The 13802-nt window shown below is 39.9% G+C and carries 10 protein-coding genes; 8 read left to right on the forward strand and 2 right to left on the reverse strand.

Annotation, left to right across the window (positions count from 1 at the left end; genetic code table 11):
- Positions 1 to 318: 318 nt before the first annotated feature.
- On the forward strand, positions 319 to 582 hold the full coding sequence (locus JFU56_RS18290; protein ID WP_198438705.1) for a TM2 domain-containing protein: 264 nt from the start codon (positions 319 to 321) through the stop codon (positions 580 to 582).
- Positions 583 to 635: 53 nt separating this feature from the next.
- Here JFU56_RS18290 and JFU56_RS18295 read toward each other — a convergent pair whose 3' ends face one another.
- Entirely contained in the window at positions 636 to 1502 is an 867-nt protein-coding gene (locus JFU56_RS18295; RefSeq protein WP_198438706.1) for a DNA replication terminus site-binding protein, read from the reverse strand.
- Positions 1503 to 1854: 352 nt separating this feature from the next.
- On the opposite strand from JFU56_RS18295, the gene JFU56_RS18300 reads away from it, so the two are divergent.
- Positions 1855 to 3075 (forward strand): HDOD domain-containing protein, encoded by a 1221-nt coding sequence (locus tag JFU56_RS18300; RefSeq protein ID WP_198438707.1) that lies wholly within the window; start codon positions 1855 to 1857, stop codon positions 3073 to 3075.
- 210 nt (positions 3076 to 3285) lie between these two features.
- Positions 3286 to 3651 (forward strand): Imm51 family immunity protein, encoded by a 366-nt coding sequence (locus tag JFU56_RS18305; RefSeq protein ID WP_198438708.1) that lies wholly within the window; start codon positions 3286 to 3288, stop codon positions 3649 to 3651.
- Positions 3652 to 3791: 140 nt separating this feature from the next.
- Here JFU56_RS18305 and JFU56_RS18310 read toward each other — a convergent pair whose 3' ends face one another.
- Positions 3792 to 5492 carry a bifunctional UDP-sugar hydrolase/5'-nucleotidase gene (locus JFU56_RS18310; RefSeq protein WP_198438709.1) on the reverse strand — a complete coding sequence of 567 codons (1701 nt, stop codon included), beginning with the start codon at positions 5490 to 5492 and terminating at the stop codon, positions 3792 to 3794.
- 161 nt (positions 5493 to 5653) lie between these two features.
- Here JFU56_RS18310 and JFU56_RS18315 point away from each other — a divergent pair, with 161 nt between their 5' ends.
- The 5 genes from JFU56_RS18315 to JFU56_RS18335 all read left to right on the forward strand — a co-directional run bounded on the left by JFU56_RS18315 (position 5654) and on the right by JFU56_RS18335 (position 13758).
- Positions 5654 to 6415, forward strand: a complete 762-nt coding sequence (locus JFU56_RS18315) for a bifunctional 2-polyprenyl-6-hydroxyphenol methylase/3-demethylubiquinol 3-O-methyltransferase UbiG (RefSeq protein WP_198438710.1) — start codon at positions 5654 to 5656, stop codon at positions 6413 to 6415.
- A 34-nt stretch (positions 6416 to 6449) separates the two neighbouring features.
- Positions 6450 to 6929: a GNAT family N-acetyltransferase gene (locus JFU56_RS18320; protein WP_198438711.1), complete on the forward strand. Its 480-nt coding sequence runs from the start codon at positions 6450 to 6452 to the stop codon at positions 6927 to 6929.
- Positions 6930 to 7368: 439 nt separating this feature from the next.
- Entirely contained in the window at positions 7369 to 8832 is a 1464-nt protein-coding gene (gene aspA, locus JFU56_RS18325) for an aspartate ammonia-lyase (protein ID WP_019439806.1), read from the forward strand.
- A gap of 232 nt (positions 8833 to 9064) precedes the next feature.
- Positions 9065 to 10366, forward strand: a complete 1302-nt coding sequence (locus JFU56_RS18330; protein WP_198438712.1) for an anaerobic C4-dicarboxylate transporter — start codon at positions 9065 to 9067, stop codon at positions 10364 to 10366.
- Between the two features lie 455 nt (positions 10367 to 10821).
- Positions 10822 to 13758 (forward strand): di-heme oxidoredictase family protein, encoded by a 2937-nt coding sequence (locus JFU56_RS18335; RefSeq protein WP_242066014.1) that lies wholly within the window; start codon positions 10822 to 10824, stop codon positions 13756 to 13758.
- Positions 13759 to 13802: the final 44 nt, after the last annotated feature.

A 13802-nucleotide genomic window follows, 5' to 3' on the forward strand; every position in this document is an offset into this window, starting at 1 on the left:
ATGTTAATAGAGATTTTATTGATTATTTAAACAAATCTTTAATGCGCCTTGCCGATAAACTAACCACTAATCATAAAACCTTACAAAACTTATGTTTTTTATAAAATAAAACGTATTTATATATTGTTTGTAAACAATATATAAATATACTGATTCGACAATAATCTGCTTTATTTTAAAGTTTATTGAATAACTATTGTTGTTTTTATTATGCTTTATTGATTTAGACAAAAAATACAACCACCTGTCATTTTGGTTTTATTGTTGATATTTGTGTGATAATTTAATCACTTATATATATTGCTAAGGGAGTTAGTTATGAATAGGGCTGTCAAGTCAAAGAAAACGGGGGCTGTATTATTAGCATTTTTCTTTGGGGTTCTAGGCGCACACAAGTTTTATCTAGGGTATAACAAACAAGGTATTTGCATGTTAGTGCTGTTTATCTTTGGTTATGTTTTTTTAGGTTTACCGTCGATGGTGATTGCCATGATTGCATTGGTTGAATTTGTCATCTACTTACTTAAACCTGCAACTGAATTTGAGCGAGATTACGTACTAGAAAGCCGTCCTTGGTTTTAATTACTTTAGTTTTATTGTAAGTTAATTAGGCATGACTGTTAAAACATGCATTTTTAGAGAGCAACTCTCTCAATCGTGTGACCAGACAGTGTGCCCAACAGGGTATTTTTACGCTTATCAGAGCGTTGTTGACGCACTTGAGACGCGATAAATGCCATCACTTCACTTGCCGCTAACGCCTCCTTTTGCACTATGATGATTGGTAATGGTGCTGTCACTGTTTTTAATCCTATCACTCTTACTATGTTCGCTGCTGGTTGCACCTTTACAGGTCTGCGAATGCGTAAATCCTGCTCTGGTGTTGACGTTACTTTTTGTTGTAACTGGTCTAAAGCAAGCTGATTATCTGGCATTGCTCTTTCTTTTTCTGCGTTAATTTCCCCTAACAACTTCAGCTTGTCAGGCTGGTGTAATGAATCTTTACGCTGCCAACTAAAGCGGACTGATTTCACACTCTCGTTTTCTAAACAATGGATCTTACGATATAAATGCACGGTCATTACACCAGGGCAATTATCGTGGATCGCACTGAATCTAGCCTGACGTGATACATTCTCGCTGACAACCGCATGTTCAATTTCAGCTTTAATCGTATTTATCGCTTTAATCAATAGCACTATTTTCGCCGTATTTTGATGTTCAGGATGTAGGTGGATAACCCCAACATAACGTCGAGCAGACTTTTGCGAAAAGGGATGCTTAATGTGGATGTCTTGGAATGCTTCTGAAGCCAGTTTCATCGCGAGCATATCCGTGCTTAACTCGGGCGTGATTTGGTTTATGGCTGCTTGCTCTTGCCCTTTAATCACACAAGGGATCCTGCTGACCAATGCCTGTACAGCTTTCGTTGTAGAAAATAGCTTTTCTAGTTGCTGTAAGTTTGCCGTGAGTTGATCAAATAAACTTTTAATATCAGTCATGTCTCATCCTATTACTCGTATAATTACTATTGATAACTAGCATAGTAACGAGTAGACCATCATGCAATAGGTTAGTTCATAAGGTGATCGCTATATGATCAAGGTGATCGTTCATTGATCGAAATTTTTCGTTTAACTTACTTAACCAGATATAAATAGGCTAAAGTGGTCGGTTGTTACTTTATCCTTGAGTCCGTATATAATGATTAGATGTCTTAATGGTGATGGGGATTAATAACTGCGTGTACTCATTACCAAGGTCAAGCAATATTTACTAAGGTCAAACAATATTTTGGGTAAATAGCCGAGGATATTTGCATTTAGAAATCACTGGAATACGGGAATTTTTTTAATGAAAAAGTCGATTTATACCGAAAAACGTTATAGACAATCGGGACTTGACGATGCGGAAAAGGCCAGTGACAAAGTCAAATCAAGGTTCACAAAATGGCTTGTTAGCCAGCGATATTTAGTCCATCAAAAAGATGTCGACCATTTATTAAGTCGAGAATCAGATTTTTGTGATTCCGTCATCTTGCATGAAAGTGAGCGCGTTGCAGAACAACAAAGGATCCTGCTGGAATGCGAGCAAGAACGTGTTAAAGAGAAAAGACTTGATGCTGAGACTCGACAGGAACGTTATAAAGTAGTGTCAGAAGTGGTGATAGAGGCTGCTGAAGCAGTGTTATCTAAAAAATTAAATGATGCAGATCCGAGTAAGCTTATTATCGGTACGCCGTATTTTGAAGAGTTTGCTTCTTTTGCGTATGGTGCGAGTCTTGATTTCACTAAACTTGGCAGCTTGTGTACGTTAAGCAACGCGTTATCTAACAGCATTTTAGATTTGGTTAATAACGATAAGTTTTGTGAGAAAAAAGGCCAAAAAGCTAAAAATATTCGAGATCCTAAAACTGCGATTGGCTTCATTGGTATTGAAAGTTGCCGAATGATTTTTCCTGTGATGATGTCAAAACAATTATTAAAATGGTCAGATAAAAATACCAAAATCATGGTGCCTAAAGTATGGCAATGCGCAGTCAGTACTGCCAACGTGACGAGAATGAGACTGGCTGATGTTGATTATAAAGAACCTGACATTGGTATTTTACTCGGCATGATGCGCTCGATAGGCCTGTTCATAATTGCCAACAACTTTACATCAAGTTTTGACGAGGCTTTATCGCTTGTCATGATGGATTATAAAGAGAAAAAGATGAGAGATGAGTATTTCTCTTGTGCAGATGTGACTCCTAAACTTGAGTACCTGCCGGCAATCATTGAGAAGTTTGAAGGTCTCGTCACCAAAAAAATAATAGAAACATTTAATTGGGATATGAATACCGTCCATATTAAAAATGCACTTATTGAAGATATTGATAACGTGGCTATTTTAGACCGCAGTATCTTAGGCGCGGCACTTGCGCAGGGTAAGGCGTTTACCGTGTTTGATATGATGGATAAATCGCATGTATTCGACAGACAGCACTTACCTTATTGGTTAGCACATCATCAAATCGAGATGGGTACTTTTAAAAATTTACGCAGTCGAAATCCCGGTCAATTGGAATTTTAACGAAGAAAGCTCTTTCTGCTCATCAATAACGGTGCTCACAAATATCATAAATAACAGTGTTTTCAGGTGCGATTCTTGACAGCAATAGGGTAAAACATGATGCAGCTATCATTTAATTAAAATACAAAGAGTAGGGTGGAGATAGTCTAACTTCTTGCTTTGTTTGGAGAAGTTATTTAATGACTATTCCACTCAGATTAGAGAGATATTATGAAGCAAGTAAATGTTTTCCACCCATTTTTGTTTTCAACTTTCAAACGCGATCTTAGCTTGATGCTAAGTGATTTAAAATGGAAAGCGTTTGAATCTCATGACTTTTTGGGCGATGGTGAAGATTGGGCATTGTTGATAGAAAATATGCTTTCAGAAAAGAACCCAAGCTTATTAGAAAAACTGACTTTTGGTGATGAAACACTGATGTTCACTATTCATAGTGAAGACAGAGATGCATTGCATACGATTGCTGAAATGGTCGGTGAATTTTATGATGATGATACTTTGTTAGATGCTTGTATCACCCGTTATGCCCAATACGAGTTTGAACCTGAATTAACTGTAAACCCTGTTGATAGCTAAGACGCACCCCGTTTAAGTGTTAATTTCAATTTCCCCTGTTTTCTATCATGCGAGTCTTCTCTCTTGAAGCATAGACACTAAGCCATCATGCTCTGCATTGGCTTAGTGTCGTACTTAGTACTGTCGTAGAACCCCTGATCTTATAACTTGTTCGGCACATTTTGAAGAAAATCAATGAAGCAATCTGCCATTGAATGGTGGCTAACGACCCCATCACCTTCCATCATAGTGAGTGCCTCATAACCTTCCTTACCTTTCATGGTATAAGCCGAAGAGCTGCCGTAATAAGGCCTCTCATCGTCAATATAGACCCAGCCATCTTCTGTTGTTTTAATCATTAGTCCAGCAATACGTTGACCAAGAGGGCGTTCAGCATGATAGTTAAAGTCCAGATTGTATGTATAAGGGTAGCTGCCTGAACCTGTGCCAATCACGCCATTATTGGTTGCGTTGTTGATCGCCCCTTCGAGTGCCTGCGCTATATATTTGCCTTTGATGTGATAAACACCGATAGGAACGGCAAACGGCAGTAGCTTACCTGCGATATCACAAATTGAAATATTACCTTGAAATAGCGACGTCCTTACACCGCCAGCATTATGAATAGCAAAGTCTATTTGATGACCGTCTTTATTCATCATATGCGCAAACGATTCAGCCACTAACGGGACTATCTCACTGCCACCTTGCTGATCGGGAATGCGGATGTGACGCATATCTTTTGTTAAGTTAGCGATCACTGTGCTTTGCAGCTTACGCACTTGCGGGATGTACTTATCCTGTAGCAAACTTTGTAGTTGCGGATCTTTTTTACATATCACCACGTTTTTATGTTGCGTGAGGTAGAGGCTTGCCTTTGCATGGATAGCATCGTCATTGGCTGTTAACAAGCTTGCATCCGTACAGAGTCTGCGACCAATCAATAGTTCATTCTTGCCCTTGAAAGCACTAACTGAACCATCGGCGGCAAAATCAATCTCGCAGTGACCAAGTGCCTGTGAATGGAATCCTGCTTGCACGATATAAGTATCATTAACTTGATGGCCGTATTCAGCTTCTTTTTTTAGTCCTAAGTCGCTGAAATCTCCGAGCAGGTTGTGACTATGACCACCGACAATCAAGCTGATGCCATCCACTTTCTCGGCAAGCTCACAATCACCAGTAAAACCAAGGTGGCTCAATAATATGATCTTATTAATCCCTGACTCTCGAATAGCGCGAACGGTATTTTTGGCCGTTTGAATGGCATTAACAAATGGCGTGTCTGGATCGACATTGGCTATATCGGCCATCTTATCCAGTGACACCCCGAATATAGCCACGGACTCGCCATCGACAACGCGCGTCATCCAGCGTGCCGTCTGCTGCTCTGGCTGATAAGAGAGTAAGTTAGGGCGACCCTTTAAATAATGCGACTTGGTTGTTAATTCATTAGTCAGATCCCAGTTGCCAGCGAGTAGTGGAAACTTAATACGATCTAAAAATTCAGCTACTGGCTCATTGCCCATATCGAGTTCATGGTTACCAATGGTCATCACATCAATACCTAATGCGTTGAGCATATCGGAGTTGGCTTTACCTTTAAACAGCGAGAAATAAAGTGTGCCTTGGAAGCAATCGCCAGCATGGACAAATATAAAGTCACGATTATGCTGTAGCGCGGTCGCTTTAAGCTGTTTAGCGCGCGTGGCGATACGAGAAAAGCCGCCATTGCTGACATAAGGCGATATTGTTTTGCCGTCAATATTTAGCTGCAATTGCAGTGACTGAGGTTCAAAGTAAGAGTGCGTATCATTTATATGCGCCAGTGTTATTTTAACTGGCTTATTCTTTTTCATCATAATGTTTCAGTTTTTATCTATGCCTGAATGGATAGTAACGCATTAATGATGACATTATCATGAATATTTCAGCTTAAGTAGCTCTACTAATTACAGGTAATGTACTGTAATGTTGACTACCCATTTGGGAGTGTTTGTTATTACCTGCAGGAGCAGTACCAATGGTGAGTGTTGAAGAGCATTATGAAAGCTTATTATCTGATGTGTATACATGGTTAATGGGGGGATTTGATGAAGCAAAAAGCAGTAATTTAACCTTCTTTCAAAATAGACACATTACACCCTCATCGTCGGGTATTGCGCTGGATTTAGGTGCGGGTTCAGGCTTTCAATCAATCCCTTTGGCAGAGCTCGGCTTTAATGTCACTGCGATAGATCTTAGTCAAAAACTGTTAGATGAATTAAGGTCTAATGCGACAGGGCAATCTCTTGTGACTATGCCATCTATTGCAACAAATAAGTCTATTACGACCATCAATGATGACATTTTAAATTTCAAGGATCATCTCAGTAGTCCGTGTGAGTTGATTGTCTGTATGACAGATACAATCACGCATCTAAAATCGAAGCAGGATGCTTTGACTATATTCCAGGATTCGTTCAGTTCACTTGAAGCGGGTGGCAAGTTAGTTCTTACTTTTCGTGACTTATCTGCAGAACTTAAAGATACAGCTCGGTTTATTCCGGTGAGAAGTGATGAGAACATCATCTTTACCTGTTTCTTAGAATATGAACCTGAAACCGTTAAGATACATGACATTGTTTACATCAAGAAAGGTGATTCATGGGTACTTAATAAAAGTTGTTATCGTAAGATCAGACTTTCAGCCGAGTGGGTAGAGGAGCAACTTGCAGTGATTGGTTTTAGCATTGAAGAATCAAGTAATAGTGGCGGCTTTCAAACCATCGTAGCGGTGAAGTAACACTGTTGTCTTCTTAAAATAGGTAAAGTAAATTATGAACCTCATACAACTAAATAAGATTCAGCTTGAAATGCTAATTCAGTCTGATGATAGACCTAAAGATCTTACATTCATTGAGCATTCTATTCCGCCGATACATGTTTTGGTTCGAGCAATGAATCTGCATTATAATTTAGTTGACGTAATTTGGGCGTTCCCTTACTTCATTCAAAAAAAGACTCAAATTATTGGTGCCTGTGGTTTTAAAGAAGCCCCAAAAAATAGGCGTATTGAAATTGGCTATAATGTAGCGCCTGATGCCCGAGGTTTGGGAGTAGCAACCGCTGCGATTAAACAACTCAGCCAAATTGCATTTGATTCTACTTTAGTTAATACAGTTTTTGCTCTTATTGCTTCAGATAACAAAGCTTCACTAAATGTCGTTCAAAAAAATGGATTTTCATACAAAGAATTAGTCGTTGACTCAGATGGTGAACAATTGGAATGCTGGGAGTTACATAAAGGTTTCAGTTAATTGAGCTCATCCAATTTAGGCTTAGCACAATAACACTAAGTCAAACTTATCCAAATAGAGTTGCTGGTGGCGTAAGTTGGGCCTGTCACCGCGTGAGTAATAATGTAACGACCCGATACTTAATCCTGTTTTAAATACTAATCCACCCCTTGAACAACCTAAAGTTCATAAAATAAACGCATTAATTCAAAACTCATCATTTATTGATTATTTCAAGATATATTGATTCACTAGCCATAAAGAGGTGTTTATGGCGGAATCAATTACAAATATCGATAAAACATGCTGATTCAGAGGTCGAAAAAAACATTCTTCACTTTCGTAAGTTTTTGTTTTTAAAAGGTGATCGAAACACGCTTTATTAAAAAAAATAGAACGTATTATCCACTCATATTCTTTATATATCCTTTAAACAAAAATCAATTAGCAGAGTGTAATCATGACAGTATTAACAACCGATCTTACCTTGGAAACACATCTAGAAACTCGCCTAGAAACTGATTTACTCGGGGTAAAACAAATTCCTGCACAGGCTTACTACGGTATTCACACATTACGCGCAATGGAAAACTTTAAAATCAGCAAGGAGAAGATTGGCGATTGTCCTGAGTTTGTACGCGGCATGGTAAAAACTAAAAAAGCAGCTGCATTAGCCAACGGCATTCTGGGTACTATTCCAGAAGAAATCAGTGACGCGATTGTTAACGCGTGTAATACATTGCTAGCAAGCGACGAATTTTATAATCAATTTCCCGTTGATGCATTCCAAGGTGGCGCAGGTACATCGGTAAATATGAATACCAATGAAGTTATTGCCAACATCGCGTTAGAGCAGATGGGGCATGCCAAAGGTGCTTATAACCACATCAACCCAAATGACCACGTGAATAAAAGTCAAAGTACCAATGATGCTTATCCTACTGGCTTCCGTGTTGCCTTGTTTGAACGCAGTACTGCGGTATTAGTGGCGCTAACATCATTAAGCGAAACCTTTTTAGATAAAGCCGAAGAGTTTAACGACGTATTGAAAATGGGACGAACGCAGTTACAAGACGCTGTACCAATGACATTGGGTCAAGAATTCCACGCTTTTGGTATTACGCTAAAAGAAGAAATCAGAAGTATTAACCGTTGCCAAGAATTACTGCTTGAAATCAATCTTGGCGCGACAGCAATCGGTACTGGCTTAAACTCGCCAATCGGTTATTCAGCACTGGCGATTGAAAAGTTAGCTGAAATTACCGGACATGCATTTGTACCTGCAGAAGACTTAGTCGAAGCAACGTCTGACTGTGGCGCATATGTCATGTTGTCGAGCGGTTTAAAGCGTTTAGCGGTGAAACTATCTAAAATCTGTAACGACTTACGCCTGCTTTCTTCAGGCCCGCGTACTGGTTTAAACGAAATTAACCTACCTGAAATGCAGGCCGGTTCATCAATTATGCCAGCAAAAGTAAACCCTGTTATTCCTGAGGTGGTTAACCAGGTTGCATTTAAAGTGTGTGGTAACGACATCACCATCACCATGGCGGCTGAAGCTGGTCAATTACAATTAAACGTAATGGAACCTGTGATTGGTCAATGCTTGTTTGAATCATTATCGTTATTAGAAAATGCATGTTTCACACTACAAGACAAATGCGTTAAAGGTATTACAGCTAATCGCAAGGTATGCGAAGACTTCGTGTTAAATTCAATTGGTATTATCACGTATCTAAATCCGTTTATTGGTCATCATGAAGGTGATGTGATTGGTAAAATCTGTGCTCAAACAGGCAAAAATGTACGTGAAGTTGTATTAGAACGTGGATTACTGTCTGAAACTGAATTAGATGAAATCTTCTCTATCGAAAACCTAATGAAGCCTAAATACACAGGACAGCGTTACACGAAAGCTATTTAATAAGCGTTGGACTGGATCAAGTTGAAATATATTGATCGTGAGCAATGTTAACCCTGTTAGGAGTACCGTTCAATCAGAGGCTTGTGATATAAACGAGCGCAAATGCGCAAGCGATTGAACGGGAAACCTTACGTGTCAAAACACGGAGGGAACGGTTAATAGAGCTGGGATCTGTTTTCGAAAAATACAGATTTACCTATCGCATATTTTTTAATTTTAATCGGAGTTTTCTATGATTGTTGTACAACTTTTTGTCGTACTGCTGTTCATCTACTTAGGTGCACGTATTGGTGGTATTGGTATCGGGTTTGCTGGTGGTGCGGGCGTACTTGTCTTAACCATGATCTTAGGTCTCGATGCGGGATCTATCCCTATCGATGTTATTTTAATCATCATGTCAGTGATCACGGCGATTGCAGCAATGCAAGTGGCTGGTGGTATGGATTGGCTGGTTGATTTAGCTGAAAAGTTTCTACGTAAAAATCCAAAACGCATTACTTTCTACGCACCAATCGTGACTTATTTCATGACTGTGCTAGCGGGTACGGGTCACACGGCGTTCTCGACACTGCCTGTGATTGCTGAAGTAGCAAAAGAACAAGGTATTCGTCCATCGCGTCCATTGTCTATTGCTGTTGTGGCGTCTCAAATTGCGATTACTGCGTCGCCAATATCAGCGGCAGTGGTATTCTTCTCAGGCATTCTTGAGCCACTTGGTGTTGATTACTTAACGCTATTAGCGGTTTGTATACCGTCAACATTCTTAGCGTGTATGGTGGGTGCATTTGTTGCAAACTACTTAGGCTGTGAACTAAAAGATGATCCTGTATATCAAGACCGCCTCGCAAAGGGGTTGATTAAAATGAACGGTGAGGGTAAACGTGACATTTTACCGACAGCTAAAACATCTGTTTATATCTTCTGCGCCGCGATTGTCGCTGTTGTCGCTTATGCAACAATGATCAGTGGTAGCGTGGGTCTTATTGAAAATCCAACCATTGGACGCAACGAAGCTATTATGGCGTTAATGCTGACTGCTGCAGCGTGTATTGTTACTTTCACTAAGATTGATGCGTCGCAAATTGCTAATGCAGCGACATTCAAATCAGGCATGAGTGCTTGTGTGTGTGTACTGGGTGTTGCTTGGTTGGGTGATACGTTTGTATCGGCTCATATTGGTGATATCAAGGAGTTTTCAGCAAGTATCCTTGAACAATATCCTTGGATGTTAGCTGTGGTGTTATTCTTTGCTTCAATGCTGCTTTACTCTCAGGGCGCAACCACCACCGCATTGATGCCTGCAGCACTTGCGATTGGTGTTGCACCGATTACGGCTGTTGCTTCTTTTGCTGCAGTAAGTGCGCTGTTTGTATTACCAACTTACCCGACACTGCTTGCCGCAGTAGAGATGGATGATACAGGTTCAACACGTATTGGTAACTTAGTTTTCAATCATCCATTCTTCATCCCTGGTGTCGCGACTATTTCAACGTCTGTTGCACTTGGTTTTGTGTTTGGCGGGCTTCTTCTTTAATTGGAACTAGCTAAAAGAAAGTTAAGCGAAAGCTAAACAAAAATTAGAGTAAACGAAAAAAGACGTCATTTAATGTAAATGGCGTCTTTTTCGTTTTTGGTAAACTGAAGTAATAAAAACCACCACCCGCATGTGTACTCAATCAAATATCATTATACAACAACAAAATAGCAGCGTTTTAAGTCGAAACATGTACAGGCACTTGGATAAACGCAGGTGAAATTTAAAGAATTTTATTGAAAATAAAGTGAATTTTAAAAATACACCAGTGTCAGTAAGTGTCAGTTAATGTCAGCTAGTGTAAGGGCCTTAACTAATGTCAGTTAAATCGTTATGTAGTAAGCGGTTTAGATATTTTAAATACATTTAGTTATTAGCAATGAATGACTGAGTGCCACTTTTTATGCTGAGTGTGAGTAATGATAAAGAATAATATAATAAAAAAAATGAATAGAATGACTGTTCAATTATTGATGATTATGGGTACTTTAATTTTAACTGTAAACCAAGTGAGAGCTGCTGGTGAAGTGTCTGGGATCACGCAGATTAGTGGCGATACGGTTGAATTTCATCTTGATAGTAATGACTGGGCTGATGTCCACTATAAGGTTAACGGTGGAAATCAAAGAAATATCCGTATGACGTTATCTGCGAATGGCAACAGGTTCCAGCTAAATAATTTATCTAGCGGAGATTCAATTAGCTATCGATTTACTTATTGGGGAAGTGAAAGGTTTGCGGTAGGTACTTCCATTCAAAATTATACACTCCAATCTGAACAAGCTAAAGATACGGACAATGATGGTGTCGTTGATAGCATTGATCAATGCCCTGCAACTCGTCAAGGAGCCACTGTTAATGACGTTGGTTGTGAACTTGATAGTGACAACGATGGTGTGGTTGATAGTTTAGACCTGTGTCCAAATACTCAAAGTGGTCAGGCTGTTGATACAAATGGTTGTGAATTGGCAGCTGAAATGACAGGGATCGAACAGGTTGGCTCAGATTCTGTTAATTTTTATGTGGATAACAATGCTTGGGCTGACGTTCATTTTAAGATCAATGGAGGAGGGCAGCGAAACATTCGCATGCTTGAATCTGGAAGTGGTAATCACTTTCAGTTAAATAACCTGTCTATTGGTGATTCGATTGTTTATAGCTTTACCTACTGGACTGGGAAGTCTGCAACTGACACTGAAAATAAGACTTATACGCTTCAATCTAGTTCTGTAAATGATGCTGACGGCGATGGGGTAATTGATAGTATTGATTTGTGCCCTAATACTCGACCAGATGTCATTGTTAATGAGGTTGGCTGTGAAGTCGAGCCTGAGATTGACTCTGATAGTGATGGCATTAGCGATGCAATAGATCAGTGTGCAAATACACCCGTGGGAACGACAGTAAATGAGTTCGGTTGTCCTATCAATGGTGCTGATATCACGCCTTTATTTAATGCTGACACCGTATTGGAACCAAGTGTTATTTCAGAGACTAATAATGCTGTGATAACCCGTTTTGCTGATCGAGGTCGTGATCGTCACGCAAAAGAAGATCATTTCCAAGCATACGATCATTACCTTTCACATTATTGGACGCATAGAACGGCTCGTTTTAAATTTGTTGATACTGTGGCTAAAGGCGGCAGTGATATTGAAATCACTTTTGTTACAGAGTGGAAACTTGGCGTTAAAGAGTTTAGGGCTTGGTATAGAGGAATTGGTACTGTAGCCGAATATCATGGTAATTATGAAAATCATGTTCAAGAAATTGCTAATGGTACTTTCGATGATAATTTGGAGTTGGTAGGTAATGATGGCAACCAATATAAATATCGACTGACTATAGATCAATTCATCGATCTTGATGGTACTAGAAGTGAGTTAGCGTTAGGTCAGTATATGGAGATTGAGGTTAGTCAATTTCTTGATAACGCCCCTGAAGGACGTGATAACTATTACGGCACAACTTACCTTTATCAAGTTGGTGTTGGCGGCATGGTGCCTTGGAAAACAGTGGGCGACTTTGCTGACCAGTCTTCTGAGCGTGAAAACTCTTATCCTATCGACGAATCTGCTTGGCTAGGCGGAAAAACAACACTGCCTTACCAATATACAGCGGAGCCTGATAATCATTTTATGCAGATGGCGACAAATCTATCTAGCGTTAATGGCCAAGCTTTTGTTTTAGGCCGTCGTGTTCACCACACTAATATGGGCAGTGGAGAACATGATGAATCAGTAAAAAATGGCGTTTTTGAGGAGCTTAAAAACTCCATTGGCACGCATTACGTTAATAACTCATGTTCTTCTTGCCATGCCAGAAATGGTCGTGCCCCTGTTGCTGAAGTTGGTGAGACATTAGATAAGTGGGTGTTTAAGGTTGCTGATAGTGAGGGTAATGCAGATCCACTTATTGGTTCTGTACTGCAACCAAATAATGTTGGAATAGCAGAGCAAGATAGTGAAGGTGATGTTGTGCTTACATCTTGGAGTGAATCTAATGGTTTACGCTCACCAAATTATGCGTTTTCTAAAAATAGACCCGCCAAATTTTCTGCACGACTAGCCCCTCAACTTGTAGGCTTAGGCTTACTTGAAGCGGTTAGTGAGGATGTCATTTTAAAACGTGAAGATCCTCAAGACACAAATCAAGATGGTATTTCAGGTCGAGCTCAAAAGGTAACTGATCCCGTTTCTGGCGAAACTCGTCTAGGCCGGTTTGGTTATAAAGCTGGAGCATCTAGTTTGAAGCATCAAATTGCGGGTGCTTTAAATACTGATATGGGGGTGATGACGAGTGTGCTACCGAGACCTGATTGTGGCTCAGAACAGACAAGTTGTAATAATCAAGGCGCTGAGCTCTCTGATGAGCATCTTGACAATTTAGTTAAGTATATTGCTTTATTAGGTGTTAGACCTCAGCGTGATATTGAGCAGCAACAGGTCATCGTTGGTAAGCAGAAATTCAATGCTATTGGCTGTGAAAGTTGTCATCGAGATACGATGAAAACAAGTTCATATGCACCATTTGCAGAACTTAGAGACCAAACTATTCATCCTTATACGGATCTATTACTGCATGATATGGGGGCTGGCTTGGCTGATAACTTAGGTGAAGGTCAAGCGACTGGATCAGAATGGCGGACTGCGCCACTTTGGGGTTTAGGTCTTTCAGTTTGTGTTACAGGCGGCGTGATTGATGTAGACCGCAATAAGCAGGGGGATGAAATCTGTTCTCCAGATGAAAGTTATCTACATGATGGTCGAGCAAGAACCATTGAAGAAGCGATTCTTTGGCATGGGGGGGAGGGGCAACTATCTAATGACAATTATCAAAATCTATCAGCGGCAAATAAAGAAGCTCTGATTGCCTTCTTACGCTCTCTATAGTTAGCGTTAAATAACGGTTAAAAGCCACCTAATAATGTTAGGTG

Source organism: Moritella sp. F3 (assembly GCF_015082335.1).
GTDB lineage: Bacteria > Pseudomonadota > Gammaproteobacteria > Enterobacterales > Moritellaceae > Moritella.

Excerpts from the sequence above, each read along its gene's own strand:
- JFU56_RS18335 (WP_242066014.1), top strand. The coding sequence starts at position 10,822 with ATGACTGTTCAATTATTGATGATTATGGGTACTTTAATTTTAACTGTA.
- JFU56_RS18305 (WP_198438708.1), top strand. The coding sequence starts at position 3,286 with ATGAAGCAAGTAAATGTTTTCCACCCATTTTTGTTTTCAACTTTCAAA.
- JFU56_RS18290 (WP_198438705.1), top strand. The coding sequence starts at position 319 with ATGAATAGGGCTGTCAAGTCAAAGAAAACGGGGGCTGTATTATTAGCA.
- JFU56_RS18320 (WP_198438711.1), top strand. The coding sequence starts at position 6,450 with ATGAACCTCATACAACTAAATAAGATTCAGCTTGAAATGCTAATTCAG.
- JFU56_RS18315 (WP_198438710.1), top strand. The coding sequence starts at position 5,654 with ATGGTGAGTGTTGAAGAGCATTATGAAAGCTTATTATCTGATGTGTAT.
- JFU56_RS18295 (WP_198438706.1), bottom strand. The coding sequence starts at position 1,502 with ATGACTGATATTAAAAGTTTATTTGATCAACTCACGGCAAACTTACAG.
- JFU56_RS18310 (WP_198438709.1), bottom strand. The coding sequence starts at position 5,492 with ATGATGAAAAAGAATAAGCCAGTTAAAATAACACTGGCGCATATAAAT.
- JFU56_RS18300 (WP_198438707.1), top strand. The coding sequence starts at position 1,855 with ATGAAAAAGTCGATTTATACCGAAAAACGTTATAGACAATCGGGACTT.
- JFU56_RS18330 (WP_198438712.1), top strand. The coding sequence starts at position 9,065 with ATGATTGTTGTACAACTTTTTGTCGTACTGCTGTTCATCTACTTAGGT.
- aspA (WP_019439806.1), top strand. The coding sequence starts at position 7,369 with ATGACAGTATTAACAACCGATCTTACCTTGGAAACACATCTAGAAACT.